Origin of the sequence: Pontibacter toksunensis (genome assembly GCF_042686245.1) — a bacterium.
Classification (GTDB): domain Bacteria; phylum Bacteroidota; class Bacteroidia; order Cytophagales; family Hymenobacteraceae; genus Pontibacter; species Pontibacter toksunensis.
Genome location: NZ_JBHUOX010000005.1, coordinates 17,469 through 34,243, shown reverse-complemented (window position 1 = coordinate 34,243; position 16,775 = coordinate 17,469). Strand labels below are relative to the sequence as shown.

The 16,775-nt window shown below is 42.3% G+C and carries 12 protein-coding genes; all 12 read left to right on the top strand.

The genetic code is table 11. From position 1 onward, the window contains the following. Positions 1-64: 64 nt before the first annotated feature. The 12 genes from ACFS7Z_RS08180 to ACFS7Z_RS08125 all read left to right on the top strand — a co-directional run bounded on the left by ACFS7Z_RS08180 (position 65) and on the right by ACFS7Z_RS08125 (position 16,769). Positions 65-517, top strand: coding sequence for a hypothetical protein (locus ACFS7Z_RS08180; RefSeq protein ID WP_377483233.1), 453 nt, complete (start codon positions 65-67; stop codon positions 515-517). A gap of 43 nt (positions 518-560) precedes the next feature. Further along, positions 561-1,928: a DUF5458 family protein gene (locus ACFS7Z_RS08175; protein WP_377483231.1), complete on the top strand. Its 1,368-nt coding sequence runs from the start codon at positions 561-563 to the stop codon at positions 1,926-1,928. Between the two features lie 318 nt (positions 1,929-2,246). Further along, positions 2,247-2,636 (top strand): type VI secretion system tube protein TssD, encoded by a 390-nt coding sequence (gene tssD, locus ACFS7Z_RS08170; RefSeq protein WP_377483228.1) that lies wholly within the window; start codon positions 2,247-2,249, stop codon positions 2,634-2,636. Positions 2,637-2,734: 98 nt separating this feature from the next. Continuing rightward, positions 2,735-3,124, top strand: coding sequence for a type VI secretion system tube protein TssD (gene tssD, locus ACFS7Z_RS08165; RefSeq protein ID WP_377483224.1), 390 nt, complete (start codon positions 2,735-2,737; stop codon positions 3,122-3,124). Between the two features lie 179 nt (positions 3,125-3,303). Next, positions 3,304-5,103 (top strand): type VI secretion system Vgr family protein, encoded by a 1,800-nt coding sequence (locus ACFS7Z_RS08160; RefSeq protein ID WP_377483222.1) that lies wholly within the window; start codon positions 3,304-3,306, stop codon positions 5,101-5,103. Between the two features lie 27 nt (positions 5,104-5,130). Further along, a complete protein-coding gene (locus ACFS7Z_RS08155) occupies positions 5,131-6,504 on the top strand; it encodes a hypothetical protein (RefSeq protein ID WP_377483220.1) in 1,374 nt (457 codons plus the stop codon). Positions 6,505-6,577: 73 nt separating this feature from the next. Continuing rightward, on the top strand, positions 6,578-11,113 hold the full coding sequence (locus tag ACFS7Z_RS08150; RefSeq protein WP_377483218.1) for a DUF6531 domain-containing protein: 4,536 nt from the start codon (positions 6,578-6,580) through the stop codon (positions 11,111-11,113). A 6-nt stretch (positions 11,114-11,119) separates the two neighbouring features. Beyond that, the gene (locus tag ACFS7Z_RS08145; protein ID WP_377483216.1) at positions 11,120-11,434 is read left to right on the top strand and encodes a hypothetical protein; all 315 of its coding nucleotides are present in this window, start codon (positions 11,120-11,122) and stop codon (positions 11,432-11,434) included. Between the two features lie 1,102 nt (positions 11,435-12,536). Continuing rightward, positions 12,537-12,977 carry a GPW/gp25 family protein gene (locus ACFS7Z_RS08140; protein WP_377483214.1) on the top strand — a complete coding sequence of 147 codons (441 nt, stop codon included), beginning with the start codon at positions 12,537-12,539 and terminating at the stop codon, positions 12,975-12,977. A 7-nt stretch (positions 12,978-12,984) separates the two neighbouring features. Further along, the gene (locus tag ACFS7Z_RS08135; protein WP_377483212.1) at positions 12,985-14,847 is read left to right on the top strand and encodes a hypothetical protein; all 1,863 of its coding nucleotides are present in this window, start codon (positions 12,985-12,987) and stop codon (positions 14,845-14,847) included. 12 nt (positions 14,848-14,859) lie between these two features. Then, entirely contained in the window at positions 14,860-15,807 is a 948-nt protein-coding gene (locus ACFS7Z_RS08130) for a type VI secretion system baseplate subunit TssG (protein WP_377483210.1), read from the top strand. Positions 15,808-15,893: 86 nt separating this feature from the next. Then, a complete protein-coding gene (locus tag ACFS7Z_RS08125; protein WP_377483207.1) occupies positions 15,894-16,769 on the top strand; it encodes a TssN family type VI secretion system protein in 876 nt (291 codons plus the stop codon). Positions 16,770-16,775: the final 6 nt, after the last annotated feature.

Below are 16,775 nucleotides of genomic sequence, written 5' to 3'. Positions count from 1 at the left end.
CTGTAGAACGCTGGTAGGTAAAACAAATTAAATTCTCATTCCTGATCAACTAAAACTCAATATTATGGCAGTTGAAAAATATAGTATCGGCGGCACAGTGCTCGAAACAGAGGCTTTTGAAGCTTTTGCCGACATACCTCAGAACCGGGTGCTGTTAGCAGAGAAGTTTACCGCGGACACTCCCATCAAACCCGAAATTGTAGGAGGGCTTACCACAATTGAGCAGGTGTTTGAACACTTTAAACCGCAGGTCGAGGTTGAGTTTGAAACCGAAGAAGGAACGATGCGGAAAGAAACGATGCGTTTCAAAAACCTGGGTGATTTTGGGATCAAAGGTATCACGCCTCAAAGCAGATTGCTAAATGAACTTACCTTAAAGCGGGAGCAGTACCAAAAGATCATCAGGCAACTGAAAACGAATAAGCTATTAAAGCAGGCCTTGGCTGATAAAGCATACAAGGAAAATTTGATTGCCTCTTTAAATGCGCTTGTTCAAGAGTTAGAAGCAGCTCGGTAGCAATAGTATCTTATTTTCAATTTTCACCTAATACTACACTTCTATGGATTCATTACAAACCGCAAGCCCTGTAACACAGGATGCTTTAGAGTATAAAAACAAACCGGAACAGGTACTGGAAAATGCGACCCAAGGCTTGCAAAAGTTGGGTGGTTTTGATTTGCTTGAATCAATCATCGATGGCGTACAGAATATGAATCCAGTTCGTAAAGCCCGTAGGAAAATATTTCTGGAAGAGGGTGCCAAACAGGCAGAACGCGAAGAATTGAAAAAAACCCTCCAGTGGTGGATGCAGATATTAAACAGTACTGAAGACATTTCGGAAATGGTGCAGGGCTGCCAGGATGCCTCAACAAATGCTGATCAGCTTCTAAAGAAGAACCTGAAGATTGCCATAGACCAAACAAAGGATATGGAAAGGTCTTACCGATCGGCAGCGTTGTTCTATAAAAACACGGAAAGCATAAAAGTTAAGAATGTTTCTATCATCAATGTTGAATTAGAGCAACTGAAAGATCTGGATAACACCCGGTTTATTGATGCAATTCATAGAGAATTAGTAGAAAATTACGACAGGCTCGACCTTCGCAATAACTATAGCTTATTGGTTGTACCAGGCTATTTGGGGTCTAACAAAGTGGTGGAGAAATGGGCGAAGCTGGCCTATGAAAACAAGGTATTGCTGGTAACAGACTTTGAAAACCTGGATAACCCGGATGATGTGATGGAATTGTTTGATGCAGCTAATTTAACCGGGGGTGACAATTACCGATCGAATATCATAATGGCCTGTAACTGGCTTGTAGGCAGGGAGAAATTTGATGAGGTGGGTGAACAGGAAGAATTGTTTGTGCCGCCAGCTGCGGCCTTAGCAGGCAAGATGTACAATACCCTGATGTCGCAGGTAACAGCTGGTAAAAAGTACGGCGGAATCAATGAAGTTGACGGCGTAAAATTCGACCTCAAAAAAAGTGAGATAGCGAACCTGGAGAAACTGGGGCTAGTGCCTATGGTAAAAGAATATGGTAAAGTAATGGCCTTCTCAGCTAAGACCTTATTCAATGGCGACAACCTTGGTCTGCAAACGTACTCGGTGGTAAGGGTATTCGACTATGTGGCAAAAGTGATGATGGACTTCTTAAACCGAAGAGCATTTGAAAACTTCACTGCCAGCAGCCGCAAGGAACTGATGGGCCAGATTGTCAAATTTCTGGATAGCATAACCGGACCTACCAAACTGATAGAGAACTTTTCGATCAAACGCTTTGAGCAGGATCCGGTGCAGAAAGATCGAATATACCTGGATATTCACATGAAGCCTTATTTCCCGGCAAAAACATTTTTGATTAAGCTGGATGGGCAAAAAGGAGATGATGGAACAGACTGGGCTTCTGAATATGCGCAGCAATAGTTGCCTGTTAGTAACAGGGACAAAATACCGTTAGCGGTTAAACCTTATCTCCCAAGGTTAGCAACGCTCCTTCTCCATCCTCAGAATAACCCTTAGAAAACTACCACCCCTTATTACTGTCATCTTACTCTTTCATTGTAAAAAATGAATGTACAGGAAAACTATTGCCTATACATTCTGGAGCACAATAAGAACAGGAAAGTCGCGAAAAGTGCCTGAGGGAGCAACACTGCAGGTGGTAAGGCAAAATGTATGGCTATTAAATGTTCCTTTTAATAGAGTTTAAATTATTTCATTTAACCACTTAAAACTAAAATTATGTCATTTAAAGCACGATTGAAAGTTGCGGGCAAAGATCTGCCCGTACTTGACGCCCACTACGAACTGAAGCGGAATACCGATGCTACCGGCCGACCTTCTGAAGATGTACGTGGTGGTAAAATTACGCTAACCGTTGAGTCTACTGGCGAAACCCCATTTTTTGAATGGATGTGCAACAGCTTCGAACGCAAAGACGGATCCATTGTATTCTCTAAGCGGGACAGTGACGCCACCATGAAAGAACTGACTTTCACAGAAGCTTACATGATAGATTACGCAGAAAGCTTCGACAGCGACAGCGCAAAACCGGTAAGAGAAACTTTTACCATCAGCGCCAAATCTATCAAGTTAGGGAACGGTGAGCATAAAAATGAATGGCCTGTATAGGCATGTATGTAAAAGGGTGGTGAACTGTCCATCACCCTTTTATATCTCTTCCAATGCAGATGAATTTTAGATCAGCACACTAGAAACCACTTAGCAACATGTCATTCAGAGCAATACTTAAAGTAGATGGAGAAGAATCAAAAGTGTTACACTGTTCCTATTCTTTCTTACAGGTTACAGATGCAACGGGAAAGCCTACATCTATACCCCAGGGGGGCATGATTACCCTCAAAATTGAAAGTAACGGGATAACAAACTTCTATGACTGGATGATAAGTCCTACGCAGGTAAAAAGTGGCGACATCACCTTCTACCGCCGGGATGAAATGAGCAAGCTTAAAACACTGGAATTTACTGATGCACATTGTGTAGGATACCAGGAAACCTTTGATCATTTGGGTGAGCACCCGATGCAGGTGGAGATGAAGCTAAGCCCAAGGGAATTGAAACTGAATGATTCCATTTTTCAGAATAACTGGCCAGAGTAAGTATAGTAAAGCACCTCCTTTAAGATGCAGCAGCCTTTTATGTTGCTGTAAAATAGATGATTTAGAAGGATACAAATAAGGCAGCAAGTATACCGTTCATCTTCATTGTAAAGATTCAACCAGAACTCCGAAGCGAATTTCAGAGGTGATCCGGGTAAGCAGACACTAACTCTTTTCTTATGGCACAATTTGTAGTTACAGGCATCGATATCGAGGGTAAGAGCATTAAACAGTTCTCATCTCTAACGCTTAGCCAAGGCATAGCGGAACATCATTCATTTCGCCTGGTATGCCCCACCGAGGCCATTGATGGCACCAAGGGCACGATCTTCCATGCATCTAAGAATATGGTGGGGGCATCTATTACAATACAAATTGCAGCTGTAGGAAGTCCTGGCACCTTACAGTTTGCCGGCTTAGTAACACAGGTTGAAGCAGCCCGTTTTAGTGGCCATACAGGTGATATCATTATCAGTGGTTACAGCCCGACTATTTTAATGGATGATGGGCCACATTGCAAAACATGGGAAGAAAAAGGCATTAAAGATATTGCACAGGACGTGTTACAGCCTTTCCCCCAGAACTTATTACAGCCTCAGCTTAACCCGGTTTATGCCGAAAAGATTTTTTATACAGCGCAGTACAAAGAAACTGCCTGGCAGTTCTTAAAGCGCCTGAGCGCCACTTACGGAGAATGGTTGTATTATAATGGCGAAAAGTTGGTACTTGGCTCAGAAAAAGGGAAAAGCATCTCTCTGGTGTATGGTAATAACCTGAGCCATTTTAATATGGCTTTGCAAGTGAAGCCCGCCAGCTTCCAGATGCTGGCTTATGATTACATGAACCATGAAGTATACAACGGTTCTCCCAGCAGCATAGCCGCCAAAGCCGGACTAAATGATTTAGGAAAACATGCTTTACAAAAAAGTGAATCATTTTATGCCGCCCAACCCAAACAATGGTACAATCAGTTCCTGACCAGCAAGAAACAACTGGATGATTATGCTAACACCCGTGCTGCTATGCAAAGCAGCAATATGGTACGAATCAATGGCAACAGCAGCCATCCGGGCATACAAGTTGGCGCCACAATTTGTGTGGGAGGCAAGAATGTTTTCAGCCAGGCAGACGAATCTTTTGGCGAGTACACTGTGCTATCAGTAAGCCACTGCTGCGATGGCCAGGGCAATTATTCAAATGATTTTATTGCCATACCGGCCACTATTAAAATGCCTCCGCAGAACAACTGTCCTGAACCTTACTGCGAGACCCAGAGCGCAATGGTTACCGATAACCATGATGAAAAAGGGCTGGGACGCATACGGGTGAAATTCCACTGGATGGAAGGAAGTGAAAAAAGCCCCTGGCTACGCGTCACAACGCCGCACGCTGGTGGTGGCAAGGGTATGTTTTTAATGCCCGAAGTGGGAGAAGAAGTTATCGTGGGATTTGAAGGCGACAGCCCTACCAAGCCTTATGTTATTGGCAGTGTTTACCACGGCAAAGCAAAATGCTCTTTTGGCAATGGTGGCAATGATGTGAAAGCTTTGCAAAGTAAGAGCGGCAATAAAGTATTGATGAATGATAAGGACGGTAGTGTGCAGGTTTCGGATAGCAAAGGGAATGATGTAATGGTTGACGGCAATGGAAACATTAACATTACTTCTTCAGCCAGCATCAAGCTTACCTGTGGTAGTTCTTCTATGGAATTAAAAAGTGATGGAACGATAACCATTAACGGAAAAGGAGTCAGTATTTCAGGAACAGAAAGCATCACCGCAACTGGCGGACAAAATGCCACTATAGGTAGCGGAGGAGCATCTTTCGCTGCGGATGGCACAAAGAATGAAGCAAATATGGGCGGCATGAAAGCAAATATCAATGGCGGTGCAGAGGCCAATATGAATGGGGGTGCGAAGACCACTGTTAGCGCTGGAGGTAAGGTAGCCATACAAGGAGCTATCGTTGCCTTGAATTAATAATCACTACAACTAATCCTACGATTTATGGCCGGCAAAGAAAGTAATCCTATTCAGCAAAGAATGGATCTGTTAGTGGAAAAATGGGAATTAGCTGTAGCCCAGCCTGGTGTTAACATTGTTCGCATTTACGCCGAAGACAATGAGAAAGATATGGTGGACACCTTCTATACTTACTTGCTTGGCGTGGATACAACAAATAATGACATCCCTATCATCTTCGAAAGCATTTATCAGGATGATGATCAATACACGAACGATCTACTAAAAGAACTGGAGGATCTGCTGAGTCTCTGGAACAACTCCAATAAAGATCAGCTGACAATAAAAACTGACACCATTGAGTGGAAGCCGGATTACAGCCTGGTAAAGAAAGATAATCCAGCTTACCTGTTTACAGAAAATATGAATAGGCTGGCCACCTACCTGAACTTAATGAAAGGGAGCTATTTAGTAGGCGCCTTACGAGTGTCTTTCACGGAAGCTCAACCCTATACCCGTTGGCTTCATTTTGCCCTCGAAGCCGGGATGATTACAAAGTTCAAAATAGTGGTGGACGACTGTGCTTCCAATCCTTTTTATGAAAAAATAGCAACTAAATATCCTGATCAAATAACCACCTTGAAGCCTGGGCTTGATATGGATAATGCCATGCAGCAGGTGGCAGCCATGGGCAATCCCAACGATCCGGCTGTACAATACCGACAGGCTTATGTAAAGCTGATGCAGGCAATCGAAAAGCGCAAAGAAAAGGATGCTGAAAAGTACGCAGCCGCTTGCATAGAAATTGCGGTTAGGAACTTGAAGAAAAATGCCTACTGGATCGGCCAGATAATAGCTGTTTATGCTGCGCTTGCCAATGACCAGGTTGGCTATAAAAACTATAAAAAAGCCCTAGCCTATTCTGATTTAGGAGTACAGGCTGCCCGGAAATCTCAGGAGTTGATACCTGATGAATATGTATATCGAAAATTCATCGCACAGGCTGTCATGCTGAGAGCAACTCTGCATACAGTCCAAAAAGTATGGGAAAAAGCCATTGTTGACTTTTCGGTAGCTGCCGAAAACTACACTTACACCAATGATTTTATTCTTGCAATGGAAGCTTACCGAATGGTGGGACTTTCTAATAAAAAATATAGCAATACTGAAGCAGCCTGTAAGGCATTAACAACCGCATTACATATCAGCAGGCAAATACCAGCAGATACGTTAAAGTTCACCACTTTCCCGGGAGTAATAGAATTACTGCTTGAGCTGAATCATGCAAAGTATCTAAGTCACGAAGAAGTAAAGACTGCTGCTCAGGCTGTATATGGATATGACTGGATGGACGAAGTCTTAAACTGGAAAACCCCACATTCTAAGTCTATCAATAATACATCAGAAGCAATGGCTTGATAAAAGCATTAACAGAGTTAAGAAGCAGTGTTAAAAAAATCAATTCGTTTTGATGGAATAAAAAGTGATTGTTATGGCAGATGAAAACACAACTAATACTCAGCCACCTAGTGTGTTTGAGTATTATGCAGCAGAAGTAACAAACTTTCATTTGTCTCCCGATGATGGAAATGCTACTACAAAAACCGGTAGAGCAGCAGAAGATGCCCAGCAAACGAGCCAGAGTACAATGGGGAAAGCCGTGGGAGCAGTTGGTACGGCCATGGGGGTTTTTGGTGAGGTAACCAGCCTTACCACCCAAATGAGCGAAGCAGCCTTAATGCCAGCTTTAGCCATGATGGGCATGCAGGGGCTGGCTTGCCTTCCAGCTTCCAGTCACCTCGACCCCGTGATGGGCATTGATGTGCACTTTGTGATGATTCCCCCCTCTCCTTCGCCGGTGCCAATGCCTCATCCTTATATCGCTATGATTATGGATCCCAAGGACTGGCTGAGCTGTGCCGTTATGTCAGTGGCAGCTATGGCAGCACCCACACCCACAGAGTTGCCAGATGACGCTACAGAAGAACAAGCCGCCGCTGCTGCCGATGCAGATGCTGCAGCTAACTTGGCATTTAGCATGGGTACGATGGCTTTGGGAATGGCCGGGCTGGGAGCTACAATAAAATTAGGTGGTTTTACCCCCCGCACCAACACGGGTGCAAAAAATAAAACTATTCCACACTTTCCGATGGGAGCCAGTTTTGCCCCCCTACCCGTGCTTAAGAACGCTGGTCATGCCCAGTTTGGAAGTCTTTTCCTGCTGGCAGATGGGGAGCCTTTTACAGGTCTCATGCACCTGAACAACGACTGCTGGGATGTAGGTGTTGTTCAGCTCCTGCGTAAGAAGTCTTCCCCTGAGCCTATGCACTTGTACATGCCGACTGGCTTCATCATGGCTATCCCCTCCCATAACGTACTGGTCAATCCTATTCCTACGCCAATTAACCCGATAGCATTAGGGGCCAAAATATTTAAAGCAGCATTTGCCAAACTTAAAAAACTGGCTGCTAAAGGTTTACATGGGCTTGTAAACAGGGTTGCGGGGCCAAATAGCCGAATGGGCAATGCCCTGCATAAAGCTATATGTACGGTAACGGGACACCCGGTTGATGTAGCCAGCGGAAAGCTGTTTACGGATGAAGAAGATTTTTCCTTACCTGGTATGATTCCTTTATCGTGGGAGCGAACATGGTACAGCGACAGCAACTATAATGGTCCTTTAGGCCACGGCTGGCATCATAGTTATGACATGGGGTTTGCTATTGATGAAAATAATATTGGTGTTTTCCGAATGAATGATGGCCGGGTAGCATCTTTTGAGTTGCCACTCCCGGGCCAGTTTACTTTTAATCGGAGCGAAAGACTTTTTCTGCACTGTCATGCCGAAGAAAAGTTTTACTACATCACCGACTGCAATGGGTTAATATACCGTTTTACCGATAAAATTTACATAAACGATTATAGTCAGACGGAATGTCAGCTGATCCAGAGTATTGCAAACCATAACGGGTATGCCATCCGCTTTGAATATAACCGCCAAGGGTACTTAGCAAAAATTATTGATAGTGCTGGAAGATTACTAACAGTCCATAATGATTTTTTTGGACGTATCACCACTATTTTAGCCCCTCATCCCGAAGATAAAGAAAAGACATTTGCTATTGCAAGTTACATGTACGACGATGAGGGAGATATGATCTGCCATACCGATGCACTCGGGCAAAAAATGACTTTTAAGTACCAGAACCACTTACTCGTGAAAGAAACATGGCGAAATGATCAGCAGTGGTATTTTATATACGAGGGTAATAAAATAGGCTCCAGATGTATTCATACCTGGGGCGACGGAGACTTATACAACCACAAACTCACGTATTTGGATGGATGTACACTTGTAGAAAATAGTTTAGGGCATATCACTACCTATCACCACAAGGGCGGATTAGTTTACCGAAAAACAGATGCCAACGGTGCTGATTGGGAATACCGCCACAACCAGTATAATGAACTGGAATGGGAAACCGATCCTTTAGGAAATCAGCACTCTTACACGCATGATGAGTGGGGAAATATTTCTAACACCACTGATCCTGCTGGTGGCTTTACGCATATGGAGTATTACAATCCCCAATTCCCATATCTTCCTACCGAAGCAATGGATGCTGCCGGAGGTAAATGGAAAAGGGAACACGACGAACAGGGAAACCTTGTAGAACAAATTAGTCCATTAGGTGCAAAAACGCAAATAAAGTATACGGATGGTTTACAGACGGAAATCATTAACGCTTCTGGAGCAGTCACCATTTTAGAGTATGATAGAGAACAGAATCTTAGCAGAATAGTAACTGATGATGGAGCCACTACACAGTATACATACGACTGGTTAGGCAATTGCACAGAGGTCATAAATCCTAACCATAAGAAGCAGTCTCGCATTTTTGATTATAAAGGACACATTATTGGTGTACATGATTATGACGAGAATGTTATACACCTGGAGTATGATGAATTAGATAATGTAGTTCGCTATAAGGACAAACATAAAGATGTACGCTATACGTACCGCGGTTTATGGAAACTAACCAGCCGTACCGAAGCAGGTGCAAGTGTCTATTTCAATTACGACACTGAGGAGCAATTACGTAAAGTAGTAAATGAACACGGCCATCCTTACCGCTTTGAGTTAGATGCCGTAGGAAACGTGACAGAAGAAACTGGGTTTGATCGCATAAGCCGTCGGTATGAACGCAATGCTGCTGGCTGGGTGACACAAGTACATCGTCCTGCCGAGCGATTTACTAAATATATCTATGATGCTTGCGGTCGTGTAACGGAAGTACAATACAGTGATGGCAGCAGTGAAACATATACATACCGCCCAGATGGGTGTTTGGTAAGCGCAATAAATAACTCCGCCACTGTTATGTTTAAACGGGACTTGACAGGAAACACGCTAAGTGAAACGGTAAACGGAGAATGGATTAGTTCAGAATACGATATTTTCGGGAATCGCATAAAAACTATCAGTAGCCTAGGAGCAAATATTGTGAGTCGGTACAGCAAAACTGGTGATGTACTCCAGATGGAAGCTAATGGCTGGTTTGTTAAATTCCAACACGATAAGTTAGGGTTAGAAATTGAACGTTTATTGCCTGGTAATATCAGCAGCAAATGGGACCGGGATGGATTAGGCAGGCCATTGGCACATATAATAGACCATAAGGCTGGTGCTGCTGCAAATACTCATCGTACCAAACAGTATCTATGGGATGTAAATTATCGCCTGAAGCAAATCAAAGACAGCACAGGAGTAACTAGTTTTGAGCACGATGTGTGTAGTAATTTAGCTAAAACAATCCTTCCGGGTGGACAGGTCCAGTATCGTAATCCAGATGCAGTGGGCAATTTATTTAAGACCGAAGGCCGCAAAGACCGAATGTATGCCAGAGGAGGACAATTGAAAAAAGCGGATGGCTGGGAGTACAGGTATGATGCAGAAGGCAATCTAATAGAGAAGAAGCACATCAGAGGCGAGGTATGGCAATATGAATGGAATGATGCTGGAATGCTAACCAGAGTTATACGACCCGACCAGACAGAAGTAATCTTCGGGTATGATGCTCTGGGAAGGAGGCTATGGAAAAAATTTAAAAACACGTACACTAAATATGTATGGGATGGGAATATACCTTTGCACGAATGGAAAGAACATGCAATCACGGGAGAGAAATTAAGTGATTTAAAAATTGGGGACAATGGTATTGTTACATGGATTTTTGATGTAGGGAGTTTCGTGCCGGCTGCTAAAATAAAAGGGAGTAAACAATACAGCATCGTTGCGGATCATCTTGGTACACCCGCACAAATGTACACAGAAGAAGGAAAATTGTTTTGGGAATGCCAGCTAGACAGCTATGGAAAAGTAAGAATAGAAAAAGGGGAATTGGGAAGTTGCCCTTTCCAATATCAAGGCCAGTATAAAGATGCAGAAACTAGCTTATATTATAACAGGTTTAGGTATTATGCAGTAGAAGAAGGTATATATATTAGTCAAGATCCTATCCGGCTATATAGCGGTGCTAATAATTTTTATGCTTATGTTTCTGATCCAAATATTTATATTGATGCTTTAGGTCTAGCAGCAACGTATAGTACTGCATCGAAAAGGTGGCATGACTCCGCTACGGGAAGATTTAGAAAACGGCCAATAGACCCGTCTGAACTTGTTCACAATGGTAGAGTCAATTACTCAGATATTAATCATTGGGCTACACAACATAGTTTAGCAAATACATGGGGTCCGGATCCTAATAGATTTCCTGCTGGAGGACATAAATATCAAGCAAGTGATGGCGTTTATAATTATACCATTCATGGGCACGGTGCAGATCCGGTAGCCACTTCGAGTCATCCAGGATCAAATTCTGCTATAGGGCCTACATCATCTATCAGGCGTCGGCCAGTTGCAGGCGGACCTCCTGAAAATTATAGAACTGGTGGAACTTGGGGTTCTTTTGGTAGTGATCCCAATGCAGCTCACATCCCAATGGATGGTTCACCATATTAAAAAGATATGAAAAATTTGAAAGATATATTCGATCTTGTAATGTCAAGCCCTACAATAATGCGGCTTGACAAAGAAATACTTATTTTTAAGAATTTGATGTCTTTAAATGAAGAGCATCTACTAAAAGAGCAAGAACTTTTATATAAAGTATTAGACAGATTATACGAATCTCATATTCAAGCTTATATGGAAGTTAATGATGAAAATAAGCAAATGGTATACGAATTTGCTGACTGGCTCGGTAAGCTAGCTTTAAAAAAAGAAATGAAAGATACAGATTTTTTGATTGCTTTGTCTAAACATTTCGAAACTACAGTTTAGCTATGATTTCAAGTAAATTAATCTGTGTTTAAGTTTACGAACAAAGTTGTAACTGAATTATTTTATCAACTAAAGGATAAGATAATTCTCTAAAAAGCTATTTTTGATCAATAACAATATTTTACATCAATGATATTGTTAAGAATAATTTGAAGGTACTCCATTAAAATTAATATTGTTGAGTAGGCTTTGTTTTACTATTATGAAGGTTGCAGGAAAAAAACAATAGGAGATAGTCTAATCAGGGAGCAAGAACTAGATACACAATATCTACCTTAACTGCTACTCAGCTTCTTCAGCCAAAAGGAGGGAGAAATTTTAGAATATTAACGACTACGCTTTCTATTGGTAAAGCTAACAGATATTTCTATATAATAAAGATTTGCCAATAGTAAAAGATTAGAATTCAGTATCGCTACTTCTTACTCATTTTTGCTCCCTTTTCCTATTGCCGTGTTTGAAGCATCTACTTGACTCCAACTGACCTCTACTCTACATGAAGATAGCCCTTACAAGATATTTATGCAATCAAGATTTGCATAGTTTTTCCCTATACATAAGCACTGGTAAGCTTCTCTAAAATCCTTTCAAACCATGCCTAATCCAAAGGTAACAAATCTTCCTCCACCTGATATAATTTCAGAAGAAGCAGGAAGCCACAAATGAAACAACAGATCTATTCCTGACCTTTAATACTTGCAAGGTTTAGGCAGAAAATGAGCTATTAAATAATAATGTGTTTGGGAAAGTAACCGTGAACAAGTCCTGCGGGGTACATATGTATTCTTAAATATTAGATGCAGTTGTAGCGGGAGAAAAGTAGAATGATAACCGCAAAACGTCATCAAACAAATGGCTCAACCTGGACCTGGTAGCAATGCGCCCCACCTTACCCTACGCTTGGTAGTCCAAGTATCCTTTCATATTCCTCTTCTACCTCTGATGTAACCTCAAGTACAGCAATGTTAGACTTTATGTCTGACTAAAAATCTACTTGTACAATTTCCAAAAATATAATTAATAAAGGTAATTATTTACTGAATCAATGGGTAACAAATGCCTTCTTCGCCTGATGTAATGTCAAAGAAGCAGCAGTTTACCCATGAAACAACAGTTCTATACTTTGCCATTAAACTTTGCAGGAGTCATGCAGAAAAAGGAGCATCCAACCTGCACTCTGCAACAGTCGGTGGCGCAGCATCTGCACCTGATCATTACCACTGCTTTTGGGGAACTGCCGGCTGATGAACGCTTTGGCTGCAGCATCTGGGACCATGATTTTGATAACATTACGAGTACCCATAAGATAAAAGAATATATCCGGCAGTCCTTGCTCAGTTCCATTGAGCGCTACGAAAAGAGATTGTTTAATGTGCGTATCGACCTCATCATAAAACAGGAGGAGGTTGGAGGCAGCATCCACGGTTGCCGGGTGAAGAAAAAGATATCCATCACCATTACAGGATGGCTGTTAGCAACCAATGAAAAGTTTATGTATGAAGACAGCTTTTTTACCGGGCCTTTATCTTATCAACTGATATAACAAAGCCATGCAGGAAACAAGAGAACATATTAAATCACGGATGCTGAAGAATGTGGCCAGGCTCTGGGGATACACTGAAACAGAAGCAGAAAGTAACTTCGATCCCATGGTATCCATGCTGCTGGGAGCTTGTGCCACAGAAATGGAGAAAATATCCGGTGAAATACATGCTTCCCGCGCAAGAGTAATGGAGCGGCTGGTGCAGTTGCTTTCACCAGACACCCTCACTGGCGCCTTGCCTGCACATGCAGTTGCCAGCGCATTACCTGTAGAAACCGCTACGGAGCTGAAGCCTGACACACAGTTCTACACCCGGCTAAAACAAGGATTTTCTAATGAAACACAGGAGGCTTATACAAAAGATATATTCTTCTCCCCGACTGATTCCTTCCATTTAAACAGGGCATCGGTTAGGTTCATGGCAACAGGCAATCATTTGTTTAAGGTGTTTGGCAATCAAAAAGAAGTCATTTCTACCACTACTAACAGCTTGCCTCCTTCTACGCTGTGGCTGGCAATCGATGAACCGGAAGTAAGCCTGCACCATACCTCCTTTTACTTTGATATTCGCAATGAGGCAGATAAGCAGTTGTTCTATCACCAGCTGCCCAAAGCCAAATGGTTTTACTACCATGTACCTTTAGAGCATATACCTGGCTATGGCAACAGGGAAATCAGCGGTGAAACGTTTGATATGAATAGTATCTATGCCGCGGAGTACAGTATTTTTCATAAAGTAAGGAAACAGGTAAATGCTTACTACAAGCCTTACTTTATAACCCTGCTGGATGATGAGGGAATTACAAACCAGGAAGGAATATATCAGACACCTTCCTTTGTTTTCGATACTTTTAAAGGGAAAGAGGTAGACCTGATCGGGCAACAGCCTTTACGCTGGATTCGGATCCAGTTTCCTGAAACTGTTTCCAATCGCTTGTTACAGGATACGGTCTGTATCACGAACTGCTTCCCAATCATTAACCGGCAGCTACATGAAGTAAACTATCGCTTGCAGGATATTATCAATGTAATTCCCCTTCATTCGGATGACATTTTCCTGGATTTAGAAGAAGTAAATACAGATGAAAACAAACCTCTGGCTGTACATGCCTTTCAGCAGGACAACCAGGAATCATTTGTCATGCTGATGCGGAACGGGGGGATCGGAAGGTTTGATGAGCGGGATGCTGCTTCCATGATAGACTATCTCTTACAGCTGCTTCGGGATGAAAGTGCCGCTTTTTCTATATTGGACAATGACTTTGTGAGCGGCGAAATCAAGCAACTGCAACAGATAATGAATAAGCTGGAACAAAGGTTGTTCTCCAGGCAAATTCACCGGGGTTCATGTCCTTACCTGGTTATTCATCATAACCAGCGACAGCCCAGGCAAAGCTTATTCATAAAATACTGTAGCACGAACGGGCAGGAAGCGAATAATATAAAAGCAGGTACAAGGTTGCACCCTTATAATGGTGCCTCTATCATCAGTAACAGTGTATTTCTGGCTAGCCCCAGCAGAGGTGGCCGTGATAAGTTATCTACTACAGAAAGTGTACTGGCTTATAAAAGTGCCTTGTTATCGAAAGACCGTCTGATCACCACCGAAGACATTAAAGCTTTCTGTTACTACCAACTGGGGCACCGGTTAAAGAACATCAGCATACAAAAGAGCATGATGATTAACCCGGATGAGCTGCAGGGTTACAAGAAAACGATTGATGTTATCCTGTTCCTCCACGAAGATGCCTACAACGATATGTCGCAAAAAGGTGAACTAAGTTTCTGGGAAGAACATCTTACACATTTACTGGAAGAAAAATCAGTAGCCTGGATGCCGTACCGTGTCTTTACAAAAAAAGCCATATAAGAAACATCAGCTATGGAACAGGATGCATTCATCACACAGCTGCAGCAGGAAATTAAAAGTAACTTTTCCGATATAAAAGCTGAATCTCTTTTGGCGATTGCCACGGCAAGCGGATTAACGGAAGATGACTTCATGATAGCATCAGACAGCTTGTTTAGCCGCGCCTATAGCAGAGATGTTTTGTTTTCCGCTTTAGAGGAAGATGCCAGTAAGAGAATTTTTTTGCAGCTACATCTAAGTCGGAGTGGCTTGTATGATGCCTTACCGGAAGGGGTGTTCCATCAGCCAACAAAATCAAGTCGTTCGGTTGCTAATGCCGCAACCATGGCTGCTGATCATAAGATGAACAAGCAAAAGGAGCGGGAAATCAGAAGGTTCTTCATGCCTTTCGAAAATGCTTTTTTTGAGCAGCGCATGCAATTAGAGATAGAAGAGACGCAATTGCTGGAAGGCCTTCAGTCTGGAATACTAAACGAATACTTCATAAAGTTTTGGGGCGTTTCTCCTGCTATTCCTCCATCTCTTATTTCGCCCTTGATTGAGTTGTTGCCCTATGTGCATAAGATAGCGGGGAATCTTAAAATTACAGCCCAATGCCTTGAGAAGATATTGCAGGAAAAGGTAAGCACGCAAAAAGTACCAGTTCCGGCAACTATGGCTGCGCCAGATTACATATTTAAACTGGGCGGAGGGCAGTTAGGACTGGATATGGTTATAGGGGATCAGTTCAAGGAAGATTCCCCGCTGGTAGAATTCATCATTGGCCCATTACAAAATTCGCAGATAAAGGATTACCTGGAGGGAGGAAATAAGGATGAATTTCTAAAAGTCTTCTACAGCTTTTTTATCCCTGTGGAAGCTGAAGTAATCACAAGAATTGAAGTTGCTAAAGAAAATGAATCCATGGTTTTGGCTATAGAAGAAGAACCAGTATTAGGCTACTCCAGCGTGTTACTTTAACCTGATACTGCAATTATTGCTAAAGCATGCTCTATTCTATAGTTAATTATTTCCGTCGATTGTACAAATTTTGAAACTACCTAAAAATGGAAAAGATGTTCACACAAGAGCTTACTAAAACAGTCTTGCTTCTGGGCATGGCGGCGGCAGGTGCATCAGCCTTACTGGTAAAGCTGATTATGAAGATGCAAGGTAGTTTTAAGGCATTCCGAAAAGCCACAATCGTTTACTTACTTATTGCTTTTTTGTTATTCTCGGCAATTGCCTGCTTAGCCGTATGGTCTGTTCTAAAAAACCAACAGTTCTACTATTTGCTTTACCAGGCTTACTTTCTGCTTCTGGGCATTGTGCATGTTTACTGGATGAGGGAACATTTGAAGTGGAGTGGCAACCGTAAAGCTTTCTGGTCAGAGCTTTTGTTTACAATGATAACAGGTGTTTTGGGCAGTATCGGCTTTATTCTGGTATACCGGTTTTTTAATTATGACGGGCTGGAATACATCATGGCAACCAGCATCATCTGTTTTATTATCCCGTGGTTTGTTAACAAAACTTTTGTAAGCGCTTTAGAGATACCACCCAGCCTTCTTAAACAGTGGTTTTATCCGGTTGGCGAAGAAATAGAAGAGCCTGACGAAGACAAACTGAAGAATCTGCTGGTGATCAGCTTTGTATTTCAAAAACAAATGACTGATCCCCATGAAACCAATTTCAGAGCCAAAGCTCCGGTGGATATGGAAATGGGTGAGTTGTTCTACTATTTCATAAACGACTACAACGAAAGGCACCCGCACGATAAAATCGAATACATCAACGATTCCGGGGAGCCTTACGGGTGGGTTTTTTATAAAAAACCACTATTCAGCCTCTTACAAAAAAGATTTATAGATGCAGACAAGACCATTTACAGCAATGGTATCAGAGAAAACAATGTCATCATCTGCAGAAGGTCTCTTAACTAAGTTAAA

Coding starts and splice junctions, on each gene's coding strand:
- ACFS7Z_RS08180 (WP_377483233.1), top strand. CDS start 65: ATGGCAGTTGAAAAATATAGTATCGGCGGCACAGTGCTCGAAACAGAG.
- ACFS7Z_RS08175 (WP_377483231.1), top strand. CDS start 561: ATGGATTCATTACAAACCGCAAGCCCTGTAACACAGGATGCTTTAGAG.
- tssD (WP_377483228.1), top strand. CDS start 2,247: ATGTCATTTAAAGCACGATTGAAAGTTGCGGGCAAAGATCTGCCCGTA.
- tssD (WP_377483224.1), top strand. CDS start 2,735: ATGTCATTCAGAGCAATACTTAAAGTAGATGGAGAAGAATCAAAAGTG.
- ACFS7Z_RS08160 (WP_377483222.1), top strand. CDS start 3,304: ATGGCACAATTTGTAGTTACAGGCATCGATATCGAGGGTAAGAGCATT.
- ACFS7Z_RS08155 (WP_377483220.1), top strand. CDS start 5,131: ATGGCCGGCAAAGAAAGTAATCCTATTCAGCAAAGAATGGATCTGTTA.
- ACFS7Z_RS08150 (WP_377483218.1), top strand. CDS start 6,578: ATGGCAGATGAAAACACAACTAATACTCAGCCACCTAGTGTGTTTGAG.
- ACFS7Z_RS08145 (WP_377483216.1), top strand. CDS start 11,120: ATGAAAAATTTGAAAGATATATTCGATCTTGTAATGTCAAGCCCTACA.
- ACFS7Z_RS08140 (WP_377483214.1), top strand. CDS start 12,537: ATGAAACAACAGTTCTATACTTTGCCATTAAACTTTGCAGGAGTCATG.
- ACFS7Z_RS08135 (WP_377483212.1), top strand. CDS start 12,985: ATGCAGGAAACAAGAGAACATATTAAATCACGGATGCTGAAGAATGTG.
- ACFS7Z_RS08130 (WP_377483210.1), top strand. CDS start 14,860: ATGGAACAGGATGCATTCATCACACAGCTGCAGCAGGAAATTAAAAGT.
- ACFS7Z_RS08125 (WP_377483207.1), top strand. CDS start 15,894: ATGGAAAAGATGTTCACACAAGAGCTTACTAAAACAGTCTTGCTTCTG.